This is a genomic window from Roseibium aestuarii (genome assembly GCF_008477545.1).
GTDB classification, from domain to species: Bacteria; Pseudomonadota; Alphaproteobacteria; order Rhizobiales; family Stappiaceae; genus Roseibium; species Roseibium aestuarii.
Genome location: NZ_VORA01000001.1, coordinates 1,594,295 through 1,620,935, shown reverse-complemented (window position 1 = coordinate 1,620,935; position 26,641 = coordinate 1,594,295). Strand labels below are relative to the sequence as shown.

Genomic DNA, 26,641 nt, shown 5'->3' with positions numbered 1-26,641 from the left:
GCGCGGGGCCCATGGCCACCGCGCCTTTTTCGTCAACGGATACCGACCGCCCGAGACGGTCAGGGATCCGGGCCGCAAGGGCCCGGAGGAAAGCTTAGTTGCCGGCCGCCTTCTGGGCGTCGATCAGCTTCTGGCGCTCTTCCTGGGCCCGCTTCTGCAGCTCGGCCTGGAGTTCCTCGTTGCGCTTCTGCAGCTCGGCCACGTCCATCGGCTCGCCGTCATAGACCTTGGTGAAACCGGACAGGGTCAGTTCCATCGGGATCGGCTTGGCCTGCTGGTTCAGCGTGGTCAGGATCAGCTTGCCGCCCTGCTTCATGGAAGCAATGAAGGCATCGTCGATCACCAGCTCGGAATAGCAGGCGTTGGGGAAGCAGATGCCGTACTTGGCCTGAGCCTGCTTGCCCTGGTCAACCTGGACGCGCAGGCCCGGCTGGATCAGCATGCCGGTGGGCACGGCGACGAGCAGGGTCTTGCGGCCCTCACCCTCGATCTCGCGCACGGCGACGGAGGACAGGAATTGTCCGGTGTTGGTGCGCAGCTCCTGGGTGATCAGGCAGATTTCCTTGCCGACCTTCGGATCCACATTGCAGACCTTCACCCACGGGCTCTGGGCTTCCTGAGCCCGGGCCGGAGCGGTGCCCGCAAGCGAGGAGATCGCAAGGGCGGCGAAGGCCGCTCCGATCAATCCTCTGCCAACATACTTTTGCATTTGAACCATCCTCAATCTTCAAGGGTGCGGTCGACTGCCGCTGTTCTGCGGCATCTCCGCTGCAACTTCAAGGCCGCCAACGCCGGTTTCTCGTCTCATGTCTGGTTGCGTTACGATTAGGGCGACATGGTGACGTTCCTGCAACGCATCCCCTGGGACTTGACGGTTTCCGTTAAAGGTTGGGTAACCAAAATCCTTAACAGTCTGGAGCAATCGGTCTTTCCTGCAGGTGTGGTAGGATTCGGCCGGAATCAAGTCCTTTCAAGCGATCCAGGCATCCTTCATGGTGAACTCCCCTTCCTCCGCATCCAGAGCAAGATCCCTTGCAAAACGCATCGGGGGCGGAGTGTGCGCCGGCTCGCTTTTTCTGTGGGCGATCGCAGCCGAAATCCCGCCCGCGACAGCGCAGGACGACGTTCCCGCGGTGCATGCCATCGCCATGCACGGGGAACCGGCGCTCGGCCCCGATTTCAGCCATTTCCCCTATGCCAATCCGGATGCGCCCAAGGGCGGCGTCCTGAAGCTCGGGGTGCAGGGCACCTTCGACAGCCTGAACTCCTTCATCGTCCAGGGCGGCTGGACCAGCGCCCGTGGCATGAAGGAGCGCGAGTTCGGCAGCAACGTGATTGAAAGCCTCATGACCCGGTCCAACGGCGAGGCCTTCACGCTCTATGCCCATCTGGCTGAAAGCGTGCGCATGCCCGACAGCCGGGACTGGATCGAATTCACCCTCGACCCGCGGGCAAAATTCTCCGATGGCTCGCCGGTGACCGTCGAGGACGTGGCCTTTTCCCTCGACATCATCCGCGACAAGGGCCGTCCGCCCTATCGCAACTGGTACGCCAAGATCGTCTCCAAGGACTATCCGGCAGAGCGGACGATTCGCCTGAACTTCGAGAATGGCGAGAACCGCGAGCTGCCGCTGCTCGTCGCCATGGCGCCGATCTTCTCCAAGGCCCACACGGATGCGGAGACCTTCGACAAGTCCACCCTGACCCCGCCGATCGGCTCCGGCCCCTATGTCTTCGCCGAAATCGATCCGGGCAAGCGGGTCGTCTATCGCAAGAACCCGGATTACTGGGCCAAGGATCTGCCGGTAAAGCGCGGCTTCGACAATTTCGACGAGATCCGCATCGACTATTTCCGCGACGAAACGACCCTGCAGGAAGCCTTCAAGAAAGGTCTGGTCGACGTGCTGCAGTTCAATGACCCGGTGCGCTGGATGACCGGCTTCGACTTCCCCGCCTTCCAGGACGGCAAGGTGGTGAAGGACGAGATCACCCTCGGCACACCGGCCAACATGCGCGGCATCGCCTTCAACACCCGCCGCCCGCAACTGGCCGACCGCAAGGTGCGCCAGGCGCTCTCCATGCTCTTCGACTTCGAATGGGTGAACAAGAACATCTACTTCGACCTCTACAGCCGTACCTCCGGCTACTGGGACGGATCGGAACTCTCCTCCATCGGTGTAGCCGCAGACGCGCGCGAAAAGGCGCTTCTGGCGCCCTTCCCCGACGCGGTTGACCCAGCCGTGATGGACGGTTCCTGGCGTCCGGCACAGGCCGACGGCTCCGGCCGTGACCGCAAGGTCATGGGGGCTGCCCTCGCCCTGCTGAAGGACGCCGGCTACGCGGTGAAGGACCGCAAGCTGGTGAAGGAGGCGACCGGCGAGGCGCTGGCCTTCGAGATCCTGACCAAGAACGAGGACGAGGAAAAGCTGGCGCTCGCCTACAAGCGCAGCCTGGCCCTGCTCGGCATCGAGGTGTCGGTCCGCACGGTCGACCCGGCCCAGTTCGAGGACCGCCGCATCAAGCGCGACTTCGACATGGTCTTCAATGTCTGGGTGGCCTCGCTCTCCCCGGGCAGCGAGCAATATGGCCGCTGGGGCTCAGCCTCCGCCGACGCCGAGGGCTCCTTCAACATCGTCGGCGCCAAGGATCCCGCAATCGACGCCCTGATCGACGCCATCGTTGCCGCCCGCAGCAAGGAAGACTTCGTCTCCGCCGTGCGCGCCTTCGACCGGGTGCTGATCTCCGGCGCCTATGCGGTGCCCCTGTTCCACACCGGCAGCGAGTGGCTCGGCCGCTGGACCCGCGTGGCGGGCCCGCAGACCGCACCGCTCTACGGACACCAATACGACACCTGGTGGTCGGAGGAGGCGCGCTGATCCGCGCCGCCACCCCCGACCCGATCCATCACATTCAGGCCACTGGAAGACATCCATGAAAGCCGTATCGGACACTCTCGCAGACACCTTCAAGCGCCAGGGCGCATGGTCGGATCTCACGATCGACCAGCTCTTCAAGCGCACCGCAGAGGCCGCCCCGGACCGTCTGGCCCTGGTGGACGCCCCGGACCGGGCCGAATGGACCGGCGGCAAGGGCCGCCAGCTCACCTATGCCCAGGCGGATCGGGAAATCGAGCAGCTTGCGGGCTTCTTCCGTGCCATCGGCCTCGCGGCCGACCACGTAATCGGCCTGCAGGCGCCCAATACGGTGGACACGGTCATTGCTTTCCTCGCGGCACTGCGCGCCGATCTGGTGATCACGCCGCTTCCGCTCCACTGGCGCCAGAAGAACGTGCTTGCCGCCCTCAACTCCATCGGCGCCAAGGGGTTTGTGGCCGCCGACAGGGTCGAGACGCGCATGGTGGCCAATGCCGCCCGTGACGTGGCCGCCGATCTCTTCTCCCTGCGATTCGTCTTCGGTCTCGGCCACGAGATCCCGGACGGGCTGATCGAACTTGGCGCCATGCTGGAGGAAGCCGGCGACGACCTGCTGCTGCCCCCCTCCGACCGACAGGCGGCTCCTGATCACATCGCGACGCTGTCGTGGACCCGGAGCGGTGCCGAAAGCCAGCCGCTGACCCGCAGCCACAACCACTGGATGGCCTCCGGTCAGGCGATCCTGCGCGAGATGGACCTTCCCGAAGCCCCGCAGCTTCTGGTGCCCTATTCCTTCAGCGGCCTGACCGGGCTCGGCGCCGGGCTGATGCCCTGGCTGCTGACCGGCGGCACGCTGCATCTCCACCATCCGACCTCCCTGAAGCGCATGGCGGATCACGCCCGCGCCGTTCAGGCGAACCTCATTCTGGCACCCGGGCCGCTGACGGCAACCCTGGACCGGGCCCTGATCCATCCCAACACCATTCTGGCCGCGTGGAACGTGGCCTCGCCGCGCCCGGGTGCCCATGTGGCCCGGCACGGCATCGTCGACCTGCATATTGCCGACGAATTCGCGCTGGTGGCGCAGAAGCGCCCGGAGTCCGGGATCCCGGAGCGCTTCCCGCCGGGAAAGCAGTACGGGTCAGCGGGGCGTGAAAGCGGGCCAGCCCTTCTCGACATCGAACTGACCGACCGGGAAGACGGTCTGGGCGAGCGCATGACCTTCCGTGGCGCCATGGTTCCGGGACTCACCTGGTCCCAGGGCGCGGGCTCCGAGGCCGATGCCGGTCTGCCGGCCCGCGCGGCGCCCGGGGACGGACTGGAGACCATCGTCAAGCCCGACTGGGACGGCAAGTCCCTGCATGGCTTCGGCATTCCGGGCCAGACCGCACCGGGCATCGGCGACCTGACGGCCATCGATGCGCTTTATTCCAGCTACCCGGACATTGCCGAGGCCGCCGCCTTCCTGGTGGAAGACGAGGTTCTTGGCGCCCGCCTCTATGCCGCCGTGGTGCCTGCTCCGGGCCGCATTCCGGATGCGAAAGCCTTCTTTGCCTGGCTGGATACCCAGGGCATCGATCTGGCAGCCCTCCCCCACCGGGTGCTGGTGCTCCAGTCCTTGCCCCGGCTTGGAACCGGTGCCGTTGATCGCACGCGCCTGACCCTGCGCACCCAGCGGCTGCCCGCCAAGGTGGCCTGACACCCTCACGGACAGGCAGGTGACCGGATCGCCCCCACGCGCGCCGGGAATCTCCCTGCCCGTCTCGTTCCCCTTCATGGCCCGCTGGCTGCGCCCGGGCTTTCCCGGTCCGCAGCACGGCGGACCTGATCTCCTTGCGAATGTCGACCGCCCGTCATGGATCTTGATGTTTCCCTTTCCTGGCATGGCCCTCTCTGGCACGCGGGACTTGATCCTGCCGCCGGACAGCTGACGGCCTTCGGCATTCCCGGCGCGTCCCCGCTTCTGGCGGACATTCTGCCCTCGGCCGATCTGGCGGCCAGCCTTGCCGGGGACACCGAATCCGCAAGCTCTTTCCCGGCACTCTCCGGCGGCCCGCTGCCCACCGCCATCCTTCTTGCAGGGGCGTTTCTCGACACCCCTGTCGGCGCAAGGCTCGCTCCCGCCCTGCGGAATATGGTGACTGGCCTTTCGGCGGAAGTGCCTCTCGTACTCCTCGGCGAACCGGTGACGGAGAAGGGCTTCGACCTCTGCCTGCGCAGCCTGCGCCCGACCGCCATCGTGGACGCCACTGCGCCAGCCGACGTGCTCTTCGCCCTTGTCTGCAACCTGCAGCGATCGCTCCTGCGCTCTGAGGAGGCGCGCATCCGCCGCAAGGTCTTCGGCCGCCAGGCCGGCTACGGGGTCTCGCCGCGGCTGACCGGCCAGAGCGGGCTGCTGGTGATCGGTGTCAGCGGCAGGTTCCTTGAACTCCAGGCCGCTGGACCGCGCGCCGGACAGGTGGTCGGCGCCTTCAACCAGACCATCGGCGAGGATTTCCTCGAACACCGGGCCTTCGACGCGGTGGTGATCGACCAGCCCTTCGGCGAGGCGCTGGAAAGCCTGCATCGCCTGCGCATGGACAGCCGCTTTTCTGCCCTGCCCGTGCTTGTTCTGGCCGAAACCGCGGCCGATGCCGCCCTGCTGCTGCGCGCCGGCGCCACAGACGTGGTCTGCCCGCCGATCCTGCCCCAGTCTCTCGGCCACCGGCTGAGCGTGGCGATCCGCCAGGGCAAGCGCCGCCGTCTGGCGGACCGGGTGCTGGCGGAAACCCATTATCACGTGCTGCGTCAGATGCGGGGCGGCGGCCTCTCCGTCGACCGCTTTGAAACCTACCTTGCGCTCACCGCAGAGGCTCTCGCCCGCAGGGGCCTCAAGCCCTATCAGCTGCGCATGGACGCCCGCAGCTTCGGGGCAGCCTCCGGCAATCTGACCCTCGCCGCCGATCTGGAGGAAACCCTCCTCTCCATCGCACTGGCCACCAGCCGCGAGGAAGATCTCGTCTGTCTCGTGGAAGGTCAGGGCCCGGTCGCCGTGGTCAAGAGCGCGCGCGGGCTTGAACGTCTGAAGAGCCGCATCGGCGCCATCCTCGGCACCACGCGCCTCTGACAATCCTGTGACGCAAGGGTCTCTCCCGCTTTACGGCGCTCGCGCCGGGCCCTACCTTGTCCTTTCATCGCAGGATCAAGGAGACGGCACATGGCCGACGAACCCGCCCTCACAGTCGACGTGATTTCCGACGTCATGTGCCCCTGGTGCTACATCGGCAAGCGCCGTCTGGAGGCCGCCATCGCCCGTCTGCCGGATGTCACCGTCCAGGTCGGCTGGCACCCCTATCAGCTCGACCCCTCCCTGCCGAAGGAAGGCAAGGACCGCGCCACCTATCTGAACGAGAAGTTCGGTGGCCGCGCCAATGCCCGCTCCATCTACGATCACATCAGCGAAGTGGGCCGGGAAACCGGCATTCCGTTCGCCTTCGACCGGATCGAGGTGTCGCCCAACACCAAGGACTGCCACCGGCTGATCCTCTGGGCGCGCGCCGACGGACTTCAGGACGAGGTGGTCGATCTGCTGTTCAAGGCTTATTTCGAAGACGGCGCGGATCTGTCCAAGTCCGAAACCCTGGTCGCCATCGCCGAGAAGGCCGGCATGCAGGCGGATCTGGTGGAGCAGCTTCTAGAAACCGATTCCGATCTGGACAAGATCGAGCATCAGGTGGACCGGGCCCGGCTAATGGGTGTGACCGGCGTGCCCTGCTTCGTCATCGACGGACGCTTCGTCGTGAATGGCGCCGAGGCGCCGGAGACACTGGCCGCCGCCATCATGCATGCGCGCGAGACCCGCAGCTTCGTGCCCGAGGACAGCCTGTCCTGATCGCGCACGCAGACCATCGATAAGCTGAAACGCAAAAGGCCGCCCCAGGGGCGGCCTTTTTCATTCGTCAGCGGTTGATCGCAGGGGTCAGCCCTTGAGGATCGAACGGCCGGCATACTGGGCCAGCGCGCCCAGCTCTTCCTCGATGCGGATGAGCTGGTTGTACTTGGCCAACCGGTCGGAACGGGCCAGCGAACCGGTCTTGATCTGACCGCAGTTCATGGCAACCGCGAGATCGGCAATGGTGTTGTCTTCGGTCTCGCCGGAGCGGTGCGACATGACGGAGGTGTAGCCGGCCTTGTGGGCGGTCTCGACTGCATCCATGGTTTCCGACAGGGAGCCGATCTGGTTGACCTTGACCAGGATCGAGTTGGCGACGCCCTGCTCGATGCCCCGGCGCAGACGCTTGGTGTTGGTGACGAAGAGATCGTCGCCGACGAGCTGGCACTTGTTGCCGAAGAGTTCGGTCGCGGTCTTCCAGCCGGCCCAGTCGTCTTCGGCCAGACCGTCCTCGATGGAGATGATCGGGTAGCGGTTGACCAGATCTTCCAGATACTTGGCCATTTCGTCCGGGGACAGGGACTTGCCCTCGCCTACCAGCTCGTATTTGCCGTTCTTGAAGAATTCGGTCGAGGCCGCATCGAGTGCCAGGAACATGTCCTCGCCCGGCTTGTAGCCGGCCTTCTCGATGGCGCGCATGACGAAGCCGATGGCTTCATCGGTGGACTTCAGGCCCGGCGCGAAGCCGCCTTCATCGCCGACATTGGTGTTGTGACCGGCGTCCTTGAGGGCCTTCTTCAGGGTGTGGAACACCTCGGAGCCCATGCGGACGGCTTCCTTCAGGGATTCAGCGCCGACCGGCATGATCATGAATTCCTGGAAGTCGATCGGGTTGTCCGCATGTTCGCCACCGTTGATGATGTTCATCATCGGCACGGGCAGAATGCGGGCGTTGGCGCCACCGACATAGCGGTAGAGCGGCAGGCCGCAGGCCTGCGCCGCTGCGCGTGCGGTCGCCAGCGAGACGCCGAGGATGGCGTTGGCGCCAAGGCGGCCCTTGTTCTCGGTGCCGTCCAGATCGATCATCGCCTGATCGACGGCGAGCTGGTCTTCCGCGTCCATGCCGGCGATGGCATCGAAGATTTCGGAATTGACCGCATCGACCGCCTGCTGCACGCCCTTGCCGAGGAAGCGGGAGCCGCCGTCGCGCAGCTCGACCGCCTCGTGGGCGCCGGTGGAGGCACCCGACGGAACGGCGGCGCGGCCGAAGGACCCGTCTTCCAGGAAGACATCCACCTCGACGGTCGGATTGCCACGGCTGTCGAGGATCTCGCGGGCCGTCATGTCAATGATTGCGGTCATCATCTACTCCTTCAAGAGGGCCCCAATGAGAGGAAGGAGCCCTGTTTCTCCCAGTATCGGGACCACCGGTTGCCCGCCAGCGCGGGAGCGGCCCCTGTCATTTTCCGGTCTGCCGGGCCTCAGCCCTTGCGCGCCGCCTTGACCACCTGATCGATGGCCTGAAGTTCCTTGAGGATCGCACCCAGATCCTTCAGCGCCACCATGTTGGGGCCGTCGGAGGGGGCAGCATCCGGATCCGGATGGGTTTCCATGAAGAGGCCGCCGACACCGACCGCCACGGCCGCACGGGCCAGCACGGCCACCATGCGGCGGTCACCGCCCGAGGAGCCGCCGAGGCCACCGGGCTGCTGCACGGAATGGGTCGCGTCGAAGACCACCGGAGCGCCGGTCTCGGCCATGATCGGCAGGGCCCGCATGTCGCTCACCAGGGTGTTGTAGCCGAAGCTGGCGCCGCGCTCGGTCAGCAGCACGTTGGAGTTGCCGCTGTCCACCACCTTGGCCAGAACGTTCTTCATGTCCCAGGGGGCCAGGAACTGACCCTTCTTGATGTTGATCACGGCGCCGGTGCGGGCGGCAGCAACCAGAAGATCCGTCTGGCGGCACAGGAAGGCCGGGATCTGCAGGATGTCGACCACTTCGGCCACCGGAGCGCATTGCGCCTCGTTGTGGATGTCGGTTAGCACCGGCATGCCGAAGGTTTCCTTCACTTCGGCGAAGATCTTCAGGCCCTCATCGAGACCGACGCCGCGCTTGCCCGAGAGCGAGGTGCGGTTGGCCTTGTCGAAGGACGCCTTGAAGACGACCGGAATGCCGAGATTGCCCGTGATCTCCTTCACCGCGGCGGCGCATTCCAGCACATGCGCGCGGCTTTCCATCTGGCACGGACCGGCGATCAGCGAGAACGGGGCTTCGTTGGAGAAGCTGACATTTTCGACCTGGACGACGCGGTTGGCGCTGGACATGGGAGGCTGATCCTGAAACGGGCGGCAAGGCCGGAGGGGAAAAATCGCCCTCTCCTTACAGCGTCTCCCGGCCAGGGGCAACAAGATGAGGCGCGACCGCCCGCCCGACCCGCGAAAAACCGCCGAAATTAACAATATGCAGCTTTTGCGGAGGCTGACCTTTGGTTTCCGCGCCTGTTTCGGATAAGATGACCTTGCAGTCGGCGATCGCCTTGCCGGTCGGGATCGGGATTTGACCCGGCCCGTACCCGTATTGTTGCGAAGCGTGAAATCCGGCTGTGGATTTGTTAGAAACGATTTCCGAATTCAAGCGTTGTTGACACGTTGCTGTCGCTTTTCTCCCGTCAATGACGGACCGCATGTCCGACCGGTATCCGTCGCGGACAAAACCTTTCGTGGATTACATCTCTATGACCAAACCGATCCGTAAAGCAGTCCTTCCCGTCGCAGGCCTCGGCACGCGCTTTCTGCCCGCCACCAAGGCGGTGCCGAAGGAAATGCTGACGATCGTCGATCGACCGATCATCCAGTATGTCGTCGATGAAGCCCGCGCTGCCGGCATCGAGCACATCGTCTTCGTCACCGGACGCAACAAGACCGTGATCGCCGACCATTTCGACCGGGCCTATGAACTGGAAGAGACCCTCAAGAACCGCAACAAGCTGGAAGCCCTCAAGTTGCTCCAGTCCATGCGTCCGAAGGCCGGGTCCACCAGCTTTACCCGCCAGCAGGAGCCGCTCGGCCTCGGTCACGCCATCTGGTGTGCGCGCGAGATCATCGGCAACGAGCCCTTCGCCGTTCTGCTGCCGGACATGATCATGAAGTCCAACCCGGGCTGCCTCAGCCAGATGGTCGAGGTCTATAACGAAAAGGGCGGCAACGTCATTTCGGTGGAAGCCGTTCCGGAAGACCAGACCCACAAGTATGGCATCGTCGAGATCGACGGCGAACAGACCGCCAAGACCTTCGGCATCACCGGCATGGTGGAAAAGCCGGCCCAAGGCACCGCGCCGAGCAATCTCTACATCAACGGCCGCTATATCCTGCAGCCGGAGATCTTCGATCTCATCGCCAAGCAGGAAAAGGGCGCCGGTGGCGAGATCCAGCTCACCGATGCCATGCTGACCCTCATGGACAGCCAGCCCTTCACCGGCCTGCGCTTCACCGGCAAGACCTATGACTGCGGGTCCAAGGCAGGCTTCCTCAGCGCCAACATCGCCTTCGCTCTGGAAGACCGGGAACTGGCCACCGAGCTGCTGCCCCTGCTGCAGGAAATGATCGACCTGCCGCTCGCCGCCGAATAAGCCGGACGCGAGCCGATCGACATCAGACCGACGTGAACACAAGCCGGAATGCGACCCTCGCGTTCCGGCTTTTTCATGGTCCGACGCCGGTTTGAGGTGGCTCGCCTCACATCAGGCTTGCTCTGGTCGGGCCCTGCGCCTATGTGCAGGACAACCGTCTTTTTTCGCGATGCCTCTCCCTGGAGCCCCGGAATGTCCGATCCTGCCGCCACCCTGCCCCGTCTGGCCGTTGTCGGACTTGGATATGTGGGCCTGCCCGTGGCCGTCGCCTTTGCCGAAGCCGGACACGAGGTTCTGGGCTTCGACATCAACGCCTCCCGCATTGCCGAGCTGCGACAGGGCCGCGACAGCACTGGATCTGTCGTCGAGGCACGCCTCAGCGTCCCGACCCTGCGTGTCAGCGAAACCGCGACAGACATGGCCAGCGCGAACGTGATCATCGTGGCGGTGCCCACGCCCGTGGATCAGGCCAAGCGGCCGGACATGAGCGCGCTGAAGGCCGCGGCCCGCACCGTGGGCGGCATCCTGCGCGCCGGAATGACGGTGGTCTTCGAATCGACCGTCTATCCGGGTGTCACCGAAGACGTGATCCTGCCGATTCTGCGCGAGGCCTCGGGCCTCTCCTATCCGGCCGACTTCTCGCTCGGATACTCGCCCGAGCGCATCAATCCGGGCGATCCGGACCGGGACTTCAAGGATATCGTCAAGGTGGTGGCGGGCAACACGCCGGCTGTCACCGAGGCGCTTGCCGCCCTTTACGGCCGGGTCGTCACCGCCGGCATCCACAAGGCGCCCAACATCAAGACGGCGGAAGCCGCCAAGGTCATTGAGAACACCCAGCGTGACCTCAACATCGCGCTCATGAACGAGCTGGCCCAGGTCTTCCACGCCATGGGGCTCGACACCCGCGACGTGCTCGCGGGGGCTGCCACCAAGTGGAACTTCCTGCCCTTCCAGCCCGGGCTGGTGGGCGGCCACTGCATCGGCGTCGACCCCTATTATCTCACCCACAAGGCCCATGAGCTCAACCTGACACCCCAGGTCATTCTGGCCGGTCGTGGCACCAACGAGCACATGCCCGCATTCGTCGCCACCAAGGTGATCCAGACCTGCGTGAAGCTGGGCCGGCCCCTGCCCCTCAAGATCGCCGTCCTTGGCCTGACCTACAAGGCCAATGTACCCGACACGCGCAATTCCAAGGTTGTCGACCTGATCCGCGAACTGAAGGAATTCGGCGCGCAGGTGAAGGTCCATGATCCCCTTGCCGATCCCGCCCATGTGGACGCGGAATACGGGCTCGCGCTGAGCGGTCTGGAGGATCTCGCTGGCGCCGATGCCTATGTGCTGGCCGTGCCGCACCAGGCCTATCTGGAAGATGGCAGGGGCTGGGGCCTGATCAACCAGCTGGCCCCGCAGGGCGGCTGTCTGGTGGCCGACATTCCGGCGGTGCTGCCCAGGCAGGAGACACCGGAGACGATCACGCTCTGGCGCCTGTGAGGCCGAACGCCGCAAGGATGAGGCTGATCCTGCGACAGCACCACCGGCAAAAATGACCTAGGGGAAACTGCCGGAGATCCTTTTCCCGAAAATGCGCGTAGACTGAACGTTGCCCCAGCAAGAGGAGCGTTCCGTCATGCGGTTTCCTGTTCGTCTTCGCCATCGCCCTGCGCGATCGTCCGTCCCTGCAAGGATCTTGTCGGTCCCCGCACTGGCCCTGTGCCTCGCAGCCGTCATGACGCAGGGCGCAGTTCCGGCTCCGGCCCGCGCCGACACGGCCCAGACCACCCTGGCCGCCGAGACCACGCTGCCCGCCCCCGCCTTCCGCCAGATCATCCAGGATCAGATGAAGGCCTTCCGTCAGGGCGATGCGGCCGGTGCCTTCTCCTTCGCCACCCGCACGCTGCAGCAGCTCTACCAGACGCCGGAGATCTTCATTGGCATGGTCCGACAGGGCTATCTCCCGGTCTATCGCCCGAAGTCCGTCAGCTTCGGCCGCATGAAGGAAACCGAGCAGGGTCCGGTGCAGGAAGTCTATGTGACCGGCCCGGACGGCGAGGACTGGCTGGCGCTCTACAGCTTCGAGCAACAGGACGACGGCACCTGGAAGATCTCCGGCTGCATGCTGACCAAATCCCCCGCCCTCGGCGTGTGACCGGTCCCGCTTGAAGCCGTGCGAGGCGGCGAGGTCACGGCATGAATGCCATGGTCGCGCCATGGCATGAGGCAGGAGAGGTCCGGTCGAGTGAAAAGGGCAGGCATGACCGACAGGGGAAAGGCCTGCCCTCCCTCTCCGTCGTCAGCCTCGGGCCTGACACGAGGATCCGCTATCCCCGGTGCCAATTGTCGGAAAAGAACGCCACCCCGGCCGGTTACTGGAACCCCGCCTGCGCGGGGATGACGAGGAGACGTGTGGCTCTCAGGCCAAAGGCTGGATCCTCGGCACAAGGCCGAGGATGACCGAGAAAAAGAGAGGCGTGGACGACAGCCCGGGCACCGCCAAGGCCGCAATCGCCCCTCCGCCATGCTCACCGCCTCTTCGCTCCGTCGCGCCAGGCCTCAGGCCGCCAGGTCGGCCTGGCCGAGGACCTTCTGCAGGATCTCGACCATGGCGGAGAGATCGACTTCCTCGGTCACCAGGGCCGGGGCGAAGATCAGGGCGTCGCCGGTGGCCTTCACGTGTAGGCCGGCATCAAACAGCTTGCGCTGGACGAGCGAGCCCTTGGCGCCGGGAGCCGCTCCCGGGGTAAGCTGGATGCCCGACAGCATGCCGTAGCCGCGCAGGTCGCTGACCTGGGGCAGGTTGCGCAGGGAGAAGACCCCTTCGAGGAAGGTGGGCGACAGGGCCTTGCCGCGCTCGAAGAGACCATCGCGCTCGTAGATGCCGAGGGTGGCGAGCGCTGCGGCGCAGGCGACCGGATGGGCGGAATAGGTGTAACCGTGCATCAGCTCCGGCCGGTCGGCGGTGATGCTCTCGATGACCTTCTTCTGGATCTCCGTCTTCACGGCGACCGCGCTCATGGGAATGGCGCCGTTGGTCAGGGCCTTGGCCATGGTCATGACATCCGGCGTGACGCCGAATTCCTGGGCGGCGAAGGCCGCGCCGGTGCGGCCGAAGCCGGTGATGACCTCGTCGAAGACGAGCAGGATGCCGTATTTGTCGGCGATCTCCCGCAGGCGCTTGAGATAGCCCTTGGGCGGGACGATGGTGCCGATGGAGCCGGCAATCGGCTCGACGAAGACGGCCGCAATGGTTTCCCCGCCGTAGGTCTTGGCGATCTCTTCCAGATCGTCGGCGAGATGGGCGCCGTCATCGGGCATGCCGCAGGTGTAGCGCTGCTCTTCGGACCAGGTGTGGCGCATGTGGACCACGTCCACCGTCACGCCGCCGAAATCGCGGCGGTTGCCGACCATGCCGGCCAGCGACGTGCCGCCCAGATTGACCCCGTGATAGGCCCAGGAGCGGGAGACGAACTTGGTGCGCTGGGGTTCGCCATTGGCCTTGTGATAGGCCATGCAGATCTTGATGGCGCTGTCGACGGCTTCCGATCCGGAGGAGCCGAAGAACACCCGGTCTAGACCTTCGGGCAGGATGCCGGCCAGCTTTTCCGCCAGCTCGAAGGAAATCGGCGCGGCGCGCTGGAAATGGGGCGTGTAGTCCAAGGTCTGGAGCTGGGCATAGACCGCCTCGGCAATCTCGCTGCGGCCATGACCTGCGGCGCAGGTGAAGAGACCGGAGGACCCATCGAGCACCTCGCGTCCATCCGGCGTCCAGTAGCGCACGCCCGAGGCCCGGGCAAACATCTGCGGCTCCTTGTGGAACAGCTTGTTGTTGGTGAAGGGGAGCCAGTGGTGGTCCATATTGATCGGCGCAAGGGTCATGATGAGGTCCCGGTGGTGCAGACGAAGAAATTCGGTTGGCCCATTTGGAGCGAGTGGCCGCCCACCGGTTAGAGCCAGTTCGCACAAACCATGAGGCCAGAGCGCCACCCTGGACCCATGGCTCTTGTGCCCGGCCTGCGGTCGGGCGAAACTGCTTGCAACCTCAATCCCCTCGCTTCCATTCAAGGACTTTTCCGCATGACCGGAACACTTCTGATCACCGGCGCGACCGCCGGTTTCGGCCAGGCAACGGCCCGTCTCTTTGCCCGTCAGGGCTGGCGCGTGATCGGCACCGGCCGGCGCGCCGAGCGTCTGGCCGAGATGCAGGACGAGCTCGGTGACCGATTCCATGGCGCCTGTTTCGACGTGACCGACGAGGCGGCCATGGCCGCGGCCCTCGAAGACCTTCCCGAGGACTTCCGCCAGATCGACCTGCTGGTGAACAATGCGGGCCTTGCCCTTGGCACGGCACCCGCACCGCAGACCAAGCTGTCGGACTGGAAGACCATGGTCGACACGAACATCACCGCCGTTCTGGCCCTCACCGACCGGATGCTGCCCGGCCTGATCGAGCGCCGGGGCATGATCGTGAACCTGTGCTCCATCGCCTCCACCTGGCCCTATCCGGGGGGCAACGTCTATGGCGGAACGAAGGCCTTCCTGCGCCAGTTTTCCCTTGGCCTGCGCTCGGACCTGCATGGCACCGGCGTGCGCGTCACTTCCCTGGAGCCCGGTCTTTGCGAAAGCGAGTTCACCCTGGTGCGCACCGGCGGCAACCAGCAGGCCTATGACGCGCTCTACAAGGGGGCGCACGCCATTCAGCCGGAAGACATCGCCAACACGATCTACTGGGTGGCGACCCAGCCGAAGCATCTGAACTTCAACTCGATCGAGGTGATGCCGGTCAGCCAGTCCTGGGGCGGATGGCAGATCGCCCGCGACAGCACCGAGGCCTGACATCTCGACCCCAAAACGCAGTCGGGGCCGGTCTGCCATGCGGACCGGCCCCGATTTCCTGACTATCGGACGATGCGCGCGCCCGGCGCTCAGAGCGCTGCGATGTCGCCGCGGGCCCAGTCTTCCTTGGTGCGGGCATAGAAGTCGTCGAAGGTTCCTGCCTCGATCGCCTCGCGCATGCCGCGCATGAGATCCTGATAATAGTGGATGTTATTCCAGGTGAGCAACATGGCGCCCAGCCCCTCGCCGGCGCGCACAAGGTGGTGCAGATAGGCGCGGGAATAATGGTTCGTCGCCTCGCAGGTGGACGCCTCGTCGAGGGGGCGCGGATCGTCGGCATGACGGGCGTTCTTCAGGTTCACCTTGCCGAAGCGGGTGTAGGCGAGGCCATGACGCCCGGCGCGGGTGGGCATGACGCAGTCGAACTGGTCGATGCCGCGCCGCACGCTTTCCAGAAGATCGTCCGGCGTGCCGACGCCCATCAGATAACGCGGCTTGTGGGTGGGCATGGCCGGCAGGGTGATGTCGAGCATTTCCAGCATCACGTGCTGGGGCTCGCCGACCGCCAGACCGCCTACGGAATAGCCTTCGAAGGGCAGCTTGCCGAGCTCTTCGGCCGAGCGGATGCGCAGGTCCGGCACATCGCCGCCCTGAACAATGCCGTAAAGCGCCTGGCCCTTGGCCGGACCGTCCATGCGCTCGAATTGCTCGCGGGAGCGCACCGCCCAGCGAAGGGAGAGTTCCATGGCCCGGCTCACCTCGGCGCGTTCGGCCGGCAGCTTGATGCATTCATCGAGCTGCATCTGGATGTCGGACCCCAGAAGCCCCTGGATCTCGACGGAGCGTTCCGGGGTCAGGTGATAGCGCTGGCCATCAATGTGGCTCTGGAAGCGCACGCCGTCCTCGTCGAGCTTGCGCAGCTGGGCAAGCGACATGACCTGAAACCCGCCGCTGTCGGTCAGGATGGTCTTGTTCCAGTTCATGAACTTGTGCAGGCCGCCGAGCCGGGCCACACGCTCGGCGGTGGGCCGCAGCATCAGGTGATAGGTGTTGCCCAGCACCACTTCGGCGCCGGTCGCCTCCACATGGCCCATGAACATGGCCTTGACGGTGGCCTGGGTGCCGACGGGCATGAAGGCCGGGGTCTGCACCGTGCCATGGGGCGTGGAGATCTCGCCGCGCCGGGCCCGGCCGTCGGTCTTCAGCAGCTTGAAGGAAAAGTGCTTCGTGCCCTCGGGGGCCGGAGGCGGCACGGCGGGGCCGAGCCTTGCGTCATCGGCAATCTTCTTTGCGTTGCTCATAGCAGGAGGCTTTCGTCGATCGCGCCGCTTTGCGGGAACAGCAGGGAGGCATCCCCGTAGCTGTAGAAGCGGTATTCGGTTTCAATGGCGTGGGCGTAAGCCGCCCGCATGGTCTCGAGCCCCGAGAAGGCGGAGACCAGCATGAAGAGGGTCGACTTGGGCAGATGGAAGTTGGTCATCAGCCCGTCGATGGCCCGGAAGCGATAGCCAGGGGTAATGAAGATCTCGGTCTCGCCGGAAAACGCCGCCAGACCGCCCTCCCCTTGCGCGGCACTTTCCAGAATGCGCAGGGAGGTGGTGCCGACGGCCACCACCTTGTTGCCGCGGGCGCGCACGGCCTGGAGCGCGGCCGCCGTCTCGGGCGAGACCTCGCCCCATTCGGCGTGCATCTGGTGGGCGTCCGTGTCGTCGGCCTTGACCGGCAGGAAGGTGCCGGCGCCCACATGCAGCGTGACCTTGTGCTGCTCGATGCCCCGCTCGGAGAGGGCCTGAAGCAGCGCCGGCGTGAAATGCAGGCCGGCGGTCGGGGCGGCCACCGCCCCCTTCCGGTCGGCAAAGATGGTCTGATAGTCTTCCCGGTCCTGCGCGTCCTCGCCGCGCTTCAGCGCGATGTAAGGCGGCAGGGGAATGTGCCCGACTTCCGCCAGCCCCTGATCGAGATCCGGGCCGGAGCGGTCGAAGACGAGGAGCACCTCGCCCGTGTCGTTCTTGGCCTCGGCCGTGGCGGTCAGGGTTGCCGAGCCGTCGGCAGCGGCAAAAACCACGGTCTCTCCGACGGCCAGTTTCTTGGCCGGGCGGACAAAGGCCTTCCACCGGTCGGGTCCGCTGCGCAGATGCAGGGTCGCGGAAATCTTTGCGACAGCCTCGCCCCGGGTGCGGGTGCCTTCGAGCTGGGCCGGGATGACCCTCGTGTCATTGAAGACCAGCGCGTCGCCCGGCTCAAGCAGGCCCGGCAGATCGCGCACGCCCCTGTCGCTCAGGACAGGCTCCGCGCCGGGACGCACCACCAGCATGCGCGCGGCATCGCGCGGGCGGGCGGGACGCAGGGCGATCCGCTCGTTGGGCAGGTCGAAATCGAAGAGGTCTACACGCATGAGGCTTCGGCTCTGGTTCTGGTCGCGCGGAGGCGTCTCCGCAAGGGCCGCTCTTATCGCCTTGGCCGGAACGGGTCAACCGACCGGCGGCCTCCACGAAAAACGGCGCGGAGGGGCTCCGCGCCGTCTTGTGCTCATCACGGGGATCGCCAAGGGATCCGGCGCCCTCAGGCGTCGGCTGCGACCTTCATGGAGATGATGTTGTCCGGGTTGCGGACCGGCTCGCCGCGCTTGATCTTGTCGACATTTTCCATGCCTTCGATCACTTCACCCCACACGGTGTACTGGCCGTCCAGGAAGCCGGCGTCCGCGAAGCAGATGAAGAACTGGCTGTCGCCGGAGTCCGGGTTCTGGGCACGGGCCATGGAGCACACGCCGCGGCCATGATGGGCCTTGTTGAACTCGGCCTTGAGCTTCTTGCCGGAACCGCCGGTGCCGGTGCCGTGCGGGCAGCCGGTCTGGGCCATGAAGCCCTCGATCACGCGGTGGAAGACGATGCCGTCGTAGAAGCCTTCGCGCACCAGTTCCTTGATGCGGGCCACGTGGTTCGGGGCCAGTTCCGGCTTCATTTCGATCACGACATTACCGACGGTGGTTTCCATCAGAAGCGTGTTTTCGGGATCCTTGATTTCGGCCATTTTCTTCTCCAGGGGGTTGGCCCGTCACGGGCAAAGAGGATGCGGGTCGCGCGCCTTACTTGGCGTCCGCAGCGACCTGCATCTTGATGATCTTGTCGGGGTCTGCCGGCGGTTCGCCGCGGGTGATGGCGTCGACATGTTCCATGCCTTCCACCACTTCACCCCAGACCGTGTACTGGCCGTTCAGCCAGGAGGCATCGTTAAAGACGATGAAGAACTGGGAGTTGGCGCTGTCCGGGCTGGCGGCCCGCGCCATGCCGACCACACCGCGGCTGAAGGGCGCATCGGTGAACTCGGCCTTCAGGTCCGGCTTTTCCGAGCCGCCCATGCCGGTGCCGGTGGGGTCACCGCTCTGGGCCATGAAACCATCGATCACCCGGTGGAAGACCACGCCGTCGTAGAAGCCCTCGCGGGTGAGTTCCTTGATGCGGGCCACATGGTTGGGGGCCAGATCCGGACGCAGGCGAATGACGACCCGGCCGTCCTTCAGGTCCATGTAGAGGGTGTTTTCGGGGTCAAGCCCCTGGGCACTGGCAGACAGCGGCGCGAAGAGAAGGGCGCCGAGAACCGCAAACACGGAAAACAGTCGAAACACGCTGAACTCCATTCTTTCCTGATTGGCAGGGCTGCCGGCACGACACGTGGCCGTCGCGGGCATCACCGTTGCGTCTTGTCCTTGAGGGGGCCTGCCACGGCCTTCGGCACGAAGGCGGATGTCTCGCCCCCCATATTGGCGATCTGGCGCACGAGCGTGGCAGTGATATGGCGGCTCGTCGGGCTGGCGGGCAGAAAGACCGTCTGCACGTCAGGGGCCATGGCCTGATTCATGCCGGCCATCTGCATCTCGTAATCCAGATCCGTACCGTCGCGCAGGCCGCGCAGCAGCAGGGTTGCCCCCTGCTCGCGGGCGCAATTCACGACAAGTCCGGAGAAGGAGATGACCCGCAGCCGGTCCACGGCGGCAGCACCGAAGGCATCGCGCACGCTTGTCTGAAGCAGCGCCACCCGTTCCTCGAAGGAAAACAGCGGCTGCTTGCCCGGATGAACGCCGATGGCGACGACGACTTCATCGGCCAGACCGAGGGCCTGACGAAGAATGTCCATGTGTCCGTTGGTCACCGGATCAAACGAGCCGGGATAAAGGGCGATGCGTTTCATGAGCGTCTGCATAGCCTGCCGGCGAAAAAGGAACAAGGGAAACAAGGCGGATTGCCGCGAAATTCCCCGGCTCCACGCGGGTGGACTGCCGCTTGAAAAAACGAATCACCCGACATTTGTGTGACGGCCATCACGGCGGCCGGGAACCAAAAAGTTGACATTGCATTTACAAGTCAACAGCAGGCCACCTGCAGGGAGAATTCAAATGACCACCGCGAATACTTTCGAAAACGATCCGTTCCTGGCCAAGTATGGCAAGGATGTCTTCCGCTCCAACGTCAAGGCCATGCGTCCGCTCGCGGCCACCCATGTGGCGACCCTGACGATTGCCGCCTGCGCTGCCGCCGTCGTTGCCAGCATGCTGGCCTTCTCGCCGGTCTCCGCCGACACCGGCTCTGCCAGCACCGAGCTCTCCGCCATCGAGATCCAGGGCGCCGTGTCCACCAAGGGCGACCGGATTGCCGACGCCACGCCGGTTCAGTCGACCACGTCCTCCCTGCCGGGTGCCTGTGAAGGCCAGGCCTGGGGCGCCTATTCCGCCGATTGCGCCGCAGCGCTCACCGGCCAGTCGAGTGTTCGTGCCGTGACCTTCCGCACCATCGAACGTCCGGCCCCCACCCAGAACACGACGATCCTCGCACGGGTTCCGAGCAACGGCTGATGCTCCTGTTTCAGCCAGTACCCGGGGCCCTGCGTATCGGGCCGGATCGCCAGATCGATGAGTATCAAAAAGCAGCGACCTGAGACCTCTCAGCCGCTGCTTTTTCATATTCTCCGGTCCATTCTCCGCGCGCCGCGTCTCTGCAAGTCGTTTCCCTATTTCACGGCCCGAGCGCCGTCCGACCGCTCTTGCCTCGGTCATCTCGGACCAGCACAAGCGCGCTCCGGGATCGGTGACCCGGAAGCGTCTCTATGGCTCACCGGTCCCGGCTCAAGGCCGGGATGACAGTGGTGAGGGACCTATCGAAGCATCGCCCCACACTCCGCGCCGTCCCGGCCCTGAGCCGGGACCCAACCCTTCTCCCGAAGATCCATGTGCGCGTGGGTTGCGAGGTCCCGGATCTCCGCTTGCGCTGCGTCCGGGACAGCGGAGAGGTTTTTGAAACTCCGAAAGGCTGTCCCCACCGGTAATGGCTCTCCTCCGTCATTCCGGACAAGCGCAGCGCGGTCCGGGATCCATTCCGCGCCGTCCCGCCCCTTCCGTGCGGACCAGCTCCAGGCCCCTACGGGCGCTCTGGAAGTGAGTAGTTCCCCGGTCAAGCCGGGGATGACCGGGATCAGAGGTCGGAGCAGGAGCGGGGCGTGGCCGGAAAGCAAAAGGGAGAAGATGTTGCCATCTTCTCCCCCGCTGTCATTCGGTCTGAGACACGTCTCAGGCGTCGTCGCCGGACTCCGGAGCGCCGTCTTCGGGTGCCTCGGGCGTTTCCGGAGCGGAGCCGTCGGCCTCAACGGCACCGTCCACGGCACCTTCCGCCAGATCGTCCTCGTCATCCTCCACATCGGTGATGCGTTCGACGGCCACGACCTTCTCGTCGGCGGCGGTCTTGAAGACGATCACGCCCTGGGTCGAGCGGCCGGCGATGCGGATGCCTTCCACCGGGCAGCGGATCAGCTGACCGCCATCGGTGACCAGCATGATCTGGTTCCGGTCTTCCACGGGGAAGGAGGCGATCAGCTTGCCGTTTCTTGCATTCACCGCCATGGCGGTGATGCCCTTGCCGCCACGGCCGGTCACCCGGTACTCGTAGGACGAGGTGCGCTTGCCATAGCCGTTTTCGGAGATGGTGAGGATGACCTGTTCGGCCGCCCCCATTTCCGCATAGCGCTCGGTCGAGAGTTCACCGGCCACCATGGCTTCCTCGTCGGAGCCGCCTGCCGTCTCATCCGTTTCGCCGCGCAGGGCGCGGGACATCTTGAGATAGGCCGCACGCTCTTCCGCAGAGACGTCGATGTGATGCAGGATCTGCATGGAGATGACGTGATCGTCATCGGCCAGACGGACGCCGCGCACACCGACCGAGTTGCGGCCGGCAAAGACGCGCACATCGGTGACGGGGAAGCGGATGCACTGGCCGGACGAGGTGGTGAGCATGACGTCGGAATGTTCCGAGCAGGTCTCCACGCCGACAATGCCGTCGCCATCGTCCAGCTTCATCGCGATCTTGCCGTTGCGGTTGATCTGGATGAAGTCGGACAGCTTGTTGCGCCGGACGGTGCCGCGAACGGTCGCGAACATCACATCCAGGTTGCCCCAGGTGTCCTCGTCCTCCGGCAACGGCAGAATGGAGGTGATCTGTTCGCCCTGTTCGAGGGGCAGCAGGTTGATCATGGCCTTGCCGCGGGAGGTCGGGCCGCCAAGGGGCAGGCGCCAAACCTTCATCTTGTAGCAGATGCCGCGTGATGAGAAGAACAGCACCGGCGTGTGGGTGTTCGCCACGAAGAGGCGGGTGACGAAATCCTCGTCCTTGGTCGCCATGCCGGAGCGGCCCTTGCCACCGCGCCGCTGGGCACGGTAGGTCGCCAGCGGAACGCGCTTGACGTAGCCGGTGTGGGACACGGTGACCACCATGTCCTCGCGCTGGATCAGGTCTTCCTCGTCGAAATCGGCACCGCCGTCGACGATCTCGGTCCGGCGCGGGGTGGCGAACTCGTTCTTGATCTCCAGCATCTCGGTGCGGACGATGTCCTGGATGCGGGCGCGCGAGCGCAGGATGTCGAGGAAGTCGGAGATTTCCGCACCGATCTTGTTCAGCTCTTCCTCGATCTCGTCCCGGCCCATGGCCGTCAGGCGCTGCAGGCGCAGATCGAGGATGGCACGGGCCTGCTCCTCGGAGAGCTTGTAGCTGCCGTCTTCCTGGATCATGTGGCGCGGATCGTCGATCAGGCGGATCAGCGCCTCCACGTCGGCAGCAGGCCAGTTGCGCTCCATCAGCTGCTCGCGCGCCGTCGCCGGATTGGGCGCGGAGCGGATCAGCTTGATCACCTCGTCGATATTGGCAACCGCAATGCCGAGACCGACCAGGATATGGGCGCGGTCACGGGCCTTCTTCAGCAGGAAGCGGGTGCGGCGGCCGATGACGTCCTCGCGGAAGGACACGAAGGCCTTCAGCATGTCGGAGAGGTTCATCTGCTCAGGCTTGCCGCCGTTGAGCGCCACCATGTTGCAGCCGAAGGAGGACTGGAGCTGGGAGAAGCGGTAGAGCTGGTTGAGCACCACGTCGGCCACGGCGTCGCGCTTCAGCTCGACCACCACGCGCATGCCCGAGCGGTCACTCTCGTCGCGGATGTCGGAGATGCCCTCGATGCGCTTGTCGCGCACGGCCTCGGCGATCTTCTCGATCATCGAGGACTTGTTCACCTGATAGGGGATCTCGGAAATGATCAGGGCGAAGCGGTCCTTGCGGATCTCTTCCACCTCGACCTTGCCACGCATGACGACCGAACCGCGGCCCGTCTCGAAGGCGGAGCGGATGCCCGAGCGACCGAGGATGATGCCACCGGTCGGGAAGTCCGGACCGGGGACGATCTCCATCAGCTCTTCCAGGGTGAGCGCCGGGTTTTCCATGATGGCGATGGCCGCGTCGATCACTTCGCCCAGATTGTGGGGCGGAATGTTCGTGGCCATGCCCACTGCGATGCCGCCGGCGCCGTTCACCAGAAGGTTGGGGAACTTGGCGGGCAGAACCGTCGGTTCGCTCTCGGAATTGTCGTAGTTGTCCTGGAAGTCGACGGTGTCCTTGTCGATATCGTCCAGAAGCTTGTGGGCCACCTTCTCCAGGCGGCACTCGGTGTAACGCATGGCGGCCGCAGGGTCGCCATCGACGGAGCCGAAGTTGCCCTGACCGTCGATCAGGGGCAGACGCAGGGAGAAGTCCTGGGCCATACGCACGAGCGCGTCGTAGATCGCGCTGTCGCCGTGGGGGTGGTACTTACCCATCACGTCACCGACCACACGGGCCGACTTGCGATAGGGCTTGTTCCACTCGTAACCGTTCTCGTGCATCGAGAACAGGATGCGGCGATGTACCGGCTTCAGGCCGTCGCGCACGTCGGGCAGAGCGCGGCTCACGATCACGCTCATGGCGTAATCGAGATAGGAGCTCTTCATTTCATCGACGATGGAGATCGGCTTGATGTCGGACGATCCGCCGCCCGACACACTGTTGTCCTGGTCAGCCAAGGATAGCACTCATAATCTTGTTATAGCTGAACCGTTTATAGCCGATTCATGCGCTCCGACCAAATCGCGCACCCCTGCCCCGCCCCCAGCTATTGCCCTGTTATCAATGACTTGCAGGAACAATTCACAGGCAAGAAAATTGTTTTTGCGCAAGAGGCTCACCGGACGCCAAAATCACCGCTAGAAGGGCCGCCCGATTGCCCGATTTCCAGCGCCTCGCGGGGGCGTCCACACAAGGCTTACTGGCTCATGACCGACTTCCTCATCAACGCCTTCGCGACCCTGTTCGTGACCATCGATCCGGTCGGTCTGGCCCCGATGTTCCTTGCGGTCACCGCCGGATATTCCAAGCAGGTGCGGCGCCAGATCGCCATCCGCGCCACGATCACCGCCTTCCTCATCCTGCTGGTCTTCTACGTCACCGGCAATGCGGTGCTGGAGCTCCTGGGCATCTCCGTGTCCGCCTTCCGGGTGGCCGGCGGCGTGCTGCTCTTCCTGATCTCGGTGGAAATGGTGTTCGGCAAGCGCCAGAAGCGCAAGTCCGAGACCGCGGAGGCGGCCATCGAGGAGCATGATCCGGCCGATCTGCACGAGCTGGCCGTCTTCCCCCTCGCGATCCCGCTGATCGCGGGTCCGGCGGCGATTTCGGCGATCATCCTGCTGTCGGGCCAGGCGCCGGACACGATGACCTATGCCGGGCTCGGCCTCGTCATCCTGTCGATCCTCGGCGCCTGCATGGCCGCCTTCCTGCTGGCCGACAAGATCGAGCGGCTCATGGGCGACACGGCACAGCTGGTGGTAACCCGGCTTCTCGGCGTCATCCTCGCCGCCCTGTCCGTCCAGTTCATCGCGGACGGCATTCTGGCGCTCATCCGCGCCTGAGGCGCGGCGCTACCCTGCAATCGCGTAACGGCCACGCTCCAGCGCACGCAGATAACTCGGACGCGATCTGATCGCATCAAGCCATGCGGCGGTTGCCGGACCCGGCTCGCCGAGACGGAAGCGGCCGATGGCCACTTCGACCGGGAAACTCATGGCGATGTCGGCGGCGGAAAAGGCATTGCCCGCAAACCAGCGCCCACGCGCCAGCGTCTCTTCCCACAGGGCCATCTGGTCCCGTGCCTGAGGATCGGTGATCTGGGCTTGAGCGCCGTTGGCAATCAACTTCGCCAGAGGACGCACGAGGAAGGGCACCCGAGCGGGCAGCATGGTGAAGATGAGCTTCATGGTGATCATCGGCATGGCCGTGCCCTCGGCCGCATGAAGCCAGTAGCGATAGTCGAGGAGGGCGTCGCTACCTGGCTCAGGGCGCAGTCCCTTGGCCGCCCCGTAGACGTCGAGCAGATACTCGATCATGGCACCGCTTTCCGCGATAATGCGGCCGCCGTCTTCCAGCACCGGTGACTTGCCCAGCGGATGTATCTGCCGCAGCTCCCTGGGCGCCCGCATGTCCGGGCCGCGTCGGTAGGTGACGACCTCATAAGGGATCTCCAGCTCTTCGATCAGCCAGAGGATGCGATGGGCACGGGAATTTTCCAGATAGTGAACGCGCAAGAGATCTCTCCAGACTAAGGCTGAGACGGCGACGAGAGGGCCATGAGACAGGACCAGCAGACGGGTCGGTCTTCCGGCAAACCGGACAAGGGCCGCATGGTTCCCCATTTGGCCGCCGCTGTCGAGGAACGGATCGCCTGCTGGCGGGTTGGCCCAGCGAAGGCACCTGCCCCGCGCCTCGCCCTTGGCAGATCTTGCGATCTGCTGCTAGGGATGAAGCGAGGCGCCGTTGCACACGGTCGACGGTAGCGCGCTGTCGCCAACAGCGGCGCAACTGGTGCGCTCTCGACACGCAGCCGAAAGGAACAGACATGGCGGCCGGATCCAAGAAGGTCATCTTCGCAGCCCTAGCGGGCAATGCGCTCATCGCAGTCACCAAGTTTGCCGCTGCCGCCTACACGGGCTCTTCGGCCATGCTGTCGGAAGGCATTCACTCGCTCGTGGATACGGGCAACCAGGGCCTGCTGCTCTACGGGCTGAAGAAGTCCAAGCAGCCGGCCGACCGGGAGCATCCCTTCGGCTACGGGGCAGAACTCTATTTCTGGTCCTTCGTGGTGGCGATCCTGATCTTCGCCGTCGGCGCCGGTGTGTCGATCTACGAAGGGGTGCAGAAGGTTCTGGAACCCCACCCGGTCAGTGATCCGCTGGTCAACTACATCGTGCTCGGTCTGGCCTTTGCCTTTGAATCCGTCGCCTGGTGGATCGCCCTGAAGGAATTCAACGCCTCCCGCCGGGGCCGCAGCCTGTTCCAGACCGTTCGCGACAGCAAGGACCCGACGCTCTTCACGGTCCTTTTCGAGGACAGCGCCGCCATGCTCGGCCTGATCGTTGCGGCCATCGGCCTGGTGGCCGCCGAGGTGCTCGGCCTGCCCTGGCTCGACGGGGCGGCCTCCATCGTCATCGGCCTGATCCTGGGCGGCACGGCCGTGCTGCTGGCCTATGAGACCAAGGGCCTGCTGATCGGCGAAGGGGCATCCCCCCAGATCGTCGCCTCGATCCGCCAGATCGTTGAGGCGTCTCCGACGGTGACCGCCGTCAACGAGATCCGCACCCTGCACCGGGGCCCGCACGACATCCTGCTCGCCCTCTCGCTCGATTTCGAGGATGAGGTGAAGGCCGGCGCGGTTGAAGAGGCGATCTACGGCATGGAGCAGACGATCAAGCGCCAGAACCCGGACGTGACCCGTCTCTTCATCGAGGTACAGGCCGCCCGGCACCACGAGGAAATGCTGAAGGCCGAAGAAGAGCTGCGCATGCGCGACGCCTGAGGGGTTGCCGCGCCGGGCCGCGCCCTCTCCCCGCCGTCCCGGCCCTGGGCCGGGACCTGCATCGCGTCCCGGAGGCATTCCGGGTCCCGGATCTCCGGCATGCGCCTGCGTCCGGGACAGCGCGAGGGTGGAGAGAAAGGCCCGTGCCCGTTGCCCCACAGCCCTAACGCTCCCCTCCCTGCCGTCCCGACCTCACTCCGGGACCTGCATCCGATCCGGACACAAAAAAGGCGCCTGACG

General features: G+C 65.0%; 23 protein-coding genes. 11 read left to right on the top strand and 12 right to left on the bottom strand.

Annotation, left to right across the window (positions count from 1 at the left end; all coding sequences use genetic code 11):
• Window positions 1-94: 94 nt before the first annotated feature.
• A complete protein-coding gene (locus FR728_RS06885) occupies window positions 95-709 on the bottom strand; it encodes an invasion associated locus B family protein (RefSeq protein ID WP_149891840.1) in 615 nt (204 codons plus the stop codon).
• A 439-nt stretch (window positions 710-1,148) separates the two neighbouring features.
• On the opposite strand from FR728_RS06885, the gene FR728_RS06880 reads away from it, so the two are divergent.
• The 4 genes from FR728_RS06880 to FR728_RS06865 all read left to right on the top strand — a co-directional run bounded on the left by FR728_RS06880 (window position 1,149) and on the right by FR728_RS06865 (window position 6,744).
• Complete coding sequence (locus FR728_RS06880; RefSeq protein WP_208998735.1) at window positions 1,149-2,876, top strand: extracellular solute-binding protein; 1,728 nt, start codon at window positions 1,149-1,151, stop codon at window positions 2,874-2,876.
• Window positions 2,877-2,931: 55 nt separating this feature from the next.
• Window positions 2,932-4,572 (top strand): AMP-binding protein, encoded by a 1,641-nt coding sequence (locus tag FR728_RS06875; protein ID WP_149891838.1) that lies wholly within the window; start codon window positions 2,932-2,934, stop codon window positions 4,570-4,572.
• Between the two features lie 156 nt (window positions 4,573-4,728).
• On the top strand, window positions 4,729-5,979 hold the full coding sequence (locus FR728_RS06870; protein WP_149891837.1) for a hypothetical protein: 1,251 nt from the start codon (window positions 4,729-4,731) through the stop codon (window positions 5,977-5,979).
• Window positions 5,980-6,069: 90 nt separating this feature from the next.
• Window positions 6,070-6,744: a DsbA family oxidoreductase gene (locus FR728_RS06865; protein WP_149891836.1), complete on the top strand. Its 675-nt coding sequence runs from the start codon at window positions 6,070-6,072 to the stop codon at window positions 6,742-6,744.
• A gap of 87 nt (window positions 6,745-6,831) precedes the next feature.
• On the opposite strand, the gene eno is transcribed toward FR728_RS06865, so the two are convergent.
• From eno to FR728_RS06850, 3 genes are all read right to left on the bottom strand, one after another.
• Entirely contained in the window at window positions 6,832-8,106 is a 1,275-nt protein-coding gene (eno, locus tag FR728_RS06860; RefSeq protein ID WP_149891835.1) for a phosphopyruvate hydratase, read from the bottom strand.
• A gap of 119 nt (window positions 8,107-8,225) precedes the next feature.
• On the bottom strand, window positions 8,226-9,068 hold the full coding sequence (gene kdsA, locus FR728_RS06855; RefSeq protein ID WP_149891834.1) for a 3-deoxy-8-phosphooctulonate synthase: 843 nt from the start codon (window positions 9,066-9,068) through the stop codon (window positions 8,226-8,228).
• 55 nt (window positions 9,069-9,123) lie between these two features.
• Window positions 9,124-9,429, bottom strand: a complete 306-nt coding sequence (locus tag FR728_RS06850) for a hypothetical protein (RefSeq protein WP_149891833.1) — start codon at window positions 9,427-9,429, stop codon at window positions 9,124-9,126.
• Window positions 9,430-9,478: 49 nt separating this feature from the next.
• Between FR728_RS06850 and galU the strand changes: the two genes are divergently transcribed.
• The 3 genes from galU to FR728_RS06835 all read left to right on the top strand — a co-directional run bounded on the left by galU (window position 9,479) and on the right by FR728_RS06835 (window position 12,524).
• Window positions 9,479-10,372: a UTP--glucose-1-phosphate uridylyltransferase GalU gene (galU, locus tag FR728_RS06845; protein WP_149891832.1), complete on the top strand. Its 894-nt coding sequence runs from the start codon at window positions 9,479-9,481 to the stop codon at window positions 10,370-10,372.
• A gap of 192 nt (window positions 10,373-10,564) precedes the next feature.
• Entirely contained in the window at window positions 10,565-11,869 is a 1,305-nt protein-coding gene (locus tag FR728_RS06840; protein ID WP_149891831.1) for a nucleotide sugar dehydrogenase, read from the top strand.
• Window positions 11,870-12,104: 235 nt separating this feature from the next.
• Window positions 12,105-12,524: a DUF4864 domain-containing protein gene (locus tag FR728_RS06835; protein WP_149891830.1), complete on the top strand. Its 420-nt coding sequence runs from the start codon at window positions 12,105-12,107 to the stop codon at window positions 12,522-12,524.
• Window positions 12,525-12,928: 404 nt separating this feature from the next.
• On the opposite strand, the gene aptA is transcribed toward FR728_RS06835, so the two are convergent.
• Window positions 12,929-14,251 carry an omega-aminotransferase AptA gene (gene aptA, locus FR728_RS06830; RefSeq protein WP_149891829.1) on the bottom strand — a complete coding sequence of 441 codons (1,323 nt, stop codon included), beginning with the start codon at window positions 14,249-14,251 and terminating at the stop codon, window positions 12,929-12,931.
• A 198-nt stretch (window positions 14,252-14,449) separates the two neighbouring features.
• On the opposite strand from aptA, the gene FR728_RS06825 reads away from it, so the two are divergent.
• Window positions 14,450-15,208, top strand: coding sequence for an SDR family oxidoreductase (locus FR728_RS06825; RefSeq protein WP_149891828.1), 759 nt, complete (start codon window positions 14,450-14,452; stop codon window positions 15,206-15,208).
• 89 nt (window positions 15,209-15,297) lie between these two features.
• On the opposite strand, the gene tgt is transcribed toward FR728_RS06825, so the two are convergent.
• The 5 genes from tgt to coaD form a co-directional block, all read right to left on the bottom strand.
• Window positions 15,298-16,509: a tRNA guanosine(34) transglycosylase Tgt gene (gene tgt, locus FR728_RS06820; RefSeq protein WP_149891827.1), complete on the bottom strand. Its 1,212-nt coding sequence runs from the start codon at window positions 16,507-16,509 to the stop codon at window positions 15,298-15,300.
• On the bottom strand, window positions 16,506-17,603 hold the full coding sequence (gene queA, locus FR728_RS06815; RefSeq protein WP_149891826.1) for a tRNA preQ1(34) S-adenosylmethionine ribosyltransferase-isomerase QueA: 1,098 nt from the start codon (window positions 17,601-17,603) through the stop codon (window positions 16,506-16,508). The genes tgt and queA overlap by 4 nt, the downstream gene beginning before the upstream one ends.
• 167 nt (window positions 17,604-17,770) lie before the next feature.
• Window positions 17,771-18,232, bottom strand: a complete 462-nt coding sequence (locus FR728_RS06810) for a peptidylprolyl isomerase (RefSeq protein WP_149892253.1) — start codon at window positions 18,230-18,232, stop codon at window positions 17,771-17,773.
• Window positions 18,233-18,296: 64 nt separating this feature from the next.
• Window positions 18,297-18,836: a peptidylprolyl isomerase gene (locus FR728_RS06805; RefSeq protein WP_244304399.1), complete on the bottom strand. Its 540-nt coding sequence runs from the start codon at window positions 18,834-18,836 to the stop codon at window positions 18,297-18,299.
• A gap of 62 nt (window positions 18,837-18,898) precedes the next feature.
• A complete protein-coding gene (coaD, locus tag FR728_RS06800) occupies window positions 18,899-19,399 on the bottom strand; it encodes a pantetheine-phosphate adenylyltransferase (protein ID WP_149891824.1) in 501 nt (166 codons plus the stop codon).
• 205 nt (window positions 19,400-19,604) lie between these two features.
• On the opposite strand from coaD, the gene FR728_RS06795 reads away from it, so the two are divergent.
• Window positions 19,605-20,060, top strand: coding sequence for a hypothetical protein (locus tag FR728_RS06795; protein ID WP_149891823.1), 456 nt, complete (start codon window positions 19,605-19,607; stop codon window positions 20,058-20,060).
• A gap of 711 nt (window positions 20,061-20,771) precedes the next feature.
• Here the strand turns inward: FR728_RS06795 and gyrA are convergent.
• The gene (gene gyrA / locus FR728_RS06790) at window positions 20,772-23,507 is read right to left on the bottom strand and encodes a DNA gyrase subunit A (RefSeq protein WP_244304475.1); all 2,736 of its coding nucleotides are present in this window, start codon (window positions 23,505-23,507) and stop codon (window positions 20,772-20,774) included.
• A 321-nt stretch (window positions 23,508-23,828) separates the two neighbouring features.
• On the opposite strand from gyrA, the gene FR728_RS06785 reads away from it, so the two are divergent.
• Window positions 23,829-24,461, top strand: coding sequence for a MarC family protein (locus tag FR728_RS06785; protein WP_149891821.1), 633 nt, complete (start codon window positions 23,829-23,831; stop codon window positions 24,459-24,461).
• A 9-nt stretch (window positions 24,462-24,470) separates the two neighbouring features.
• Here the strand turns inward: FR728_RS06785 and FR728_RS06780 are convergent, their stop codons facing one another.
• Window positions 24,471-25,133 (bottom strand): glutathione S-transferase family protein, encoded by a 663-nt coding sequence (locus FR728_RS06780; protein ID WP_244304397.1) that lies wholly within the window; start codon window positions 25,131-25,133, stop codon window positions 24,471-24,473.
• A 311-nt stretch (window positions 25,134-25,444) separates the two neighbouring features.
• Between FR728_RS06780 and FR728_RS06775 the strand changes: the two genes are divergently transcribed.
• On the top strand, window positions 25,445-26,401 hold the full coding sequence (locus FR728_RS06775) for a cation diffusion facilitator family transporter (protein WP_149891819.1): 957 nt from the start codon (window positions 25,445-25,447) through the stop codon (window positions 26,399-26,401).
• Window positions 26,402-26,641 lie beyond the last annotated feature (240 nt).

Bases quoted from the DNA above. Each gene is read 5' to 3' on its own strand.
- FR728_RS06825 (WP_149891828.1), top strand. From the start codon at position 14,450: ATGACCGGAACACTTCTGATCACCGGCGCGACCGCCGGTTTCGGCCAG.
- queA (WP_149891826.1), bottom strand. From the start codon at position 17,603: ATGCGTGTAGACCTCTTCGATTTCGACCTGCCCAACGAGCGGATCGCC.
- FR728_RS06785 (WP_149891821.1), top strand. From the start codon at position 23,829: ATGACCGACTTCCTCATCAACGCCTTCGCGACCCTGTTCGTGACCATC.
- galU (WP_149891832.1), top strand. From the start codon at position 9,479: ATGACCAAACCGATCCGTAAAGCAGTCCTTCCCGTCGCAGGCCTCGGC.
- FR728_RS06880 (WP_208998735.1), top strand. From the start codon at position 1,149: ATGCACGGGGAACCGGCGCTCGGCCCCGATTTCAGCCATTTCCCCTAT.
- FR728_RS06850 (WP_149891833.1), bottom strand. From the start codon at position 9,429: ATGCGGTCCGTCATTGACGGGAGAAAAGCGACAGCAACGTGTCAACAA.
- gyrA (WP_244304475.1), bottom strand. From the start codon at position 23,507: ATGAAGAGCTCCTATCTCGATTACGCCATGAGCGTGATCGTGAGCCGC.
- FR728_RS06795 (WP_149891823.1), top strand. From the start codon at position 19,605: ATGACCACCGCGAATACTTTCGAAAACGATCCGTTCCTGGCCAAGTAT.
- FR728_RS06875 (WP_149891838.1), top strand. From the start codon at position 2,932: ATGAAAGCCGTATCGGACACTCTCGCAGACACCTTCAAGCGCCAGGGC.
- FR728_RS06865 (WP_149891836.1), top strand. From the start codon at position 6,070: ATGGCCGACGAACCCGCCCTCACAGTCGACGTGATTTCCGACGTCATG.
- tgt (WP_149891827.1), bottom strand. From the start codon at position 16,509: ATGAGCAACGCAAAGAAGATTGCCGATGACGCAAGGCTCGGCCCCGCC.
- aptA (WP_149891829.1), bottom strand. From the start codon at position 14,251: ATGACCCTTGCGCCGATCAATATGGACCACCACTGGCTCCCCTTCACC.
- FR728_RS06775 (WP_149891819.1), top strand. From the start codon at position 25,445: ATGGCGGCCGGATCCAAGAAGGTCATCTTCGCAGCCCTAGCGGGCAAT.
- FR728_RS06835 (WP_149891830.1), top strand. From the start codon at position 12,105: ATGACGCAGGGCGCAGTTCCGGCTCCGGCCCGCGCCGACACGGCCCAG.
- coaD (WP_149891824.1), bottom strand. From the start codon at position 19,399: ATGAAACGCATCGCCCTTTATCCCGGCTCGTTTGATCCGGTGACCAAC.
- FR728_RS06840 (WP_149891831.1), top strand. From the start codon at position 10,565: ATGTCCGATCCTGCCGCCACCCTGCCCCGTCTGGCCGTTGTCGGACTT.
- FR728_RS06885 (WP_149891840.1), bottom strand. From the start codon at position 709: ATGCAAAAGTATGTTGGCAGAGGATTGATCGGAGCGGCCTTCGCCGCC.
- eno (WP_149891835.1), bottom strand. From the start codon at position 8,106: ATGACCGCAATCATTGACATGACGGCCCGCGAGATCCTCGACAGCCGT.
- FR728_RS06870 (WP_149891837.1), top strand. From the start codon at position 4,729: ATGGATCTTGATGTTTCCCTTTCCTGGCATGGCCCTCTCTGGCACGCG.
- kdsA (WP_149891834.1), bottom strand. From the start codon at position 9,068: ATGTCCAGCGCCAACCGCGTCGTCCAGGTCGAAAATGTCAGCTTCTCC.